The 1,746-nt window shown below is 65.2% G+C and carries 1 protein-coding gene; it reads left to right on the top strand.

The annotated features are described in order from the left end of the window. Window positions 1–475: 475 nt before the first annotated feature. Complete coding sequence (locus ACIRRA_RS45945; protein WP_402782455.1) at window positions 476–1,723, top strand: IS110 family transposase; 1,248 nt, start codon at window positions 476–478, stop codon at window positions 1,721–1,723. Window positions 1,724–1,746 lie beyond the last annotated feature (23 nt).

Below are 1,746 nucleotides of genomic sequence, written 5' to 3' on the forward strand. Positions count from 1 at the left end.
CTACTTATCTTCGAACGGTTGATCAGGCAAGGCGAGATACCTCTGGCTCCCCTTGGTCGATGAGACCTCCCTAAAGGCGTGGCGTTCGCCTTGTCCGGTCAGGTGTTCGCCGGTTCGACCCCCGTGGGCCGAACCGGGTACTTGCCGCACGACCCCTACAAATCTCGTGAACCTCGAGTTCTCATGCAAGACCGTGGGCGCAAGCGGCGGGCGCGGCGGCTGGACGGGTGATCGATCGATGCCCCGTCCAGTCGCAGGCGCCGGAACGAATTGCTCGTGGTTCGAGCCTGCTCACACGATCAGACATCCCACTACTCGGGAGCTCTGAGCTCTACGGAAGACAGGTGCCGTGTGAGTGCGCTGGGATCGCGAACAGCTCATCGGAGGCAAGCCCACAGAGGCTCGTAAGTAGGGCGCTGCGCGTTCTCGCCGAGGTCTTGGACCTGCGGAAACACTCGACACGAGGGAGACCGGGATGCGCCGATACTGCGGAATCGACTGGGCCGAAGGCCATCACGACATCGCGATTATCGACGATGACGGAAAACTCGTGTCCAAGAGACGAATTGCCGACGATCCGACCGGACTCGCCGACCTCACTGTCTTGCTCGGCGAGGCCGGCGACTCTGCTGAGGACCCGATTCCGGTCGCGATCGAAACTCCGCGCGGGCTGATGGTCGCCGCGCTGCGCGCCACCGGCCGGCCGGTCTACTCGATCAACCCGATGGCCGTCGCCCGCTACCGCGAACGCCACTCCATGACCCGCGCCAAATCAGACCACGTCGACGCCATGACCTTGGCCAACATCATCCGCGTCGACAGCGAATACCATCGACGCCTGCCCGCCGATACCGAACTCGTTCGGTCCATCGCGGTGCTGGCGCGCGCTCAGCAGGACGCGGTCTGGCGGCGCACCAAAGCCGGCAACGAGCTGCGTTCGCTGCTGCGCGAGTACTACCCGGGCTTCCTGGCTACCTTCGCAGGGAAGTCGGCCACCAACCTCGCCCGGCCCGAAACGCGCGCGATCCTGGCACTGGCTCCGACTCCCGCACATGCGTTGAAGCTCACCAAAACCCGCGTTGCGGCCGCGCTGCGCCGCGCGGGACGACAGCGCGGCATCGAGGCATTGGCCGCCGAGATCATCGAAGGCCTGCACGCTCCGCAACTGCGGCAACCGAGCCTGATCGAGAAGGCGATGGGCCGCCAGGCCCTGGCCCTGCTCGCCACTCTGGATGCCGCCTGCACTGGGGCCGACGACCTGGAACAGGCTGCAGCCGAGGAATTCCGAAAGCACCCCGACTACGCGATCGTCACCAGCTTCCCGGGCCTGGCCGACCTCACCGGAGCCCGCGTCCTGGCCGAAATCGGCGACGACCGCACGAGATTCGCCACCGATCGAGCATTGAAGGCATATGCCGGATCAGCCCCCGTTACCCGGGCTTCCGGCAAATCGATCTCCATCACCCACCGGCGCATCAAAAACGACCGCCTGGCCGCGGCAGGTTGGATCTGGGCCTTTGCCGCGGCCGTCAACCAAGGCCCCGCCCGCGAGCATTACCAACGCCGGCGCGCGGCCGGAAGCAGACACACAGCCGCACTACGACATCTGTTCAACAAGATGCTCGGCCAGCTCCATCACTGCCTGCAATCCGGCCAGAAGTTCGACCCTTCCAAAGCGTTCGGGCCCACCCACGACACACCTCCGACACGCTCAGCGGCTTGACCACTAATCGCATCGGAGGTCTT

The sequence above is a fragment of the Nocardia sp. NPDC101769 genome (genome assembly GCF_044766925.1).
In the GTDB taxonomy this organism is placed as follows: Bacteria; Actinomycetota; Actinomycetes; order Mycobacteriales; family Mycobacteriaceae; genus Nocardia.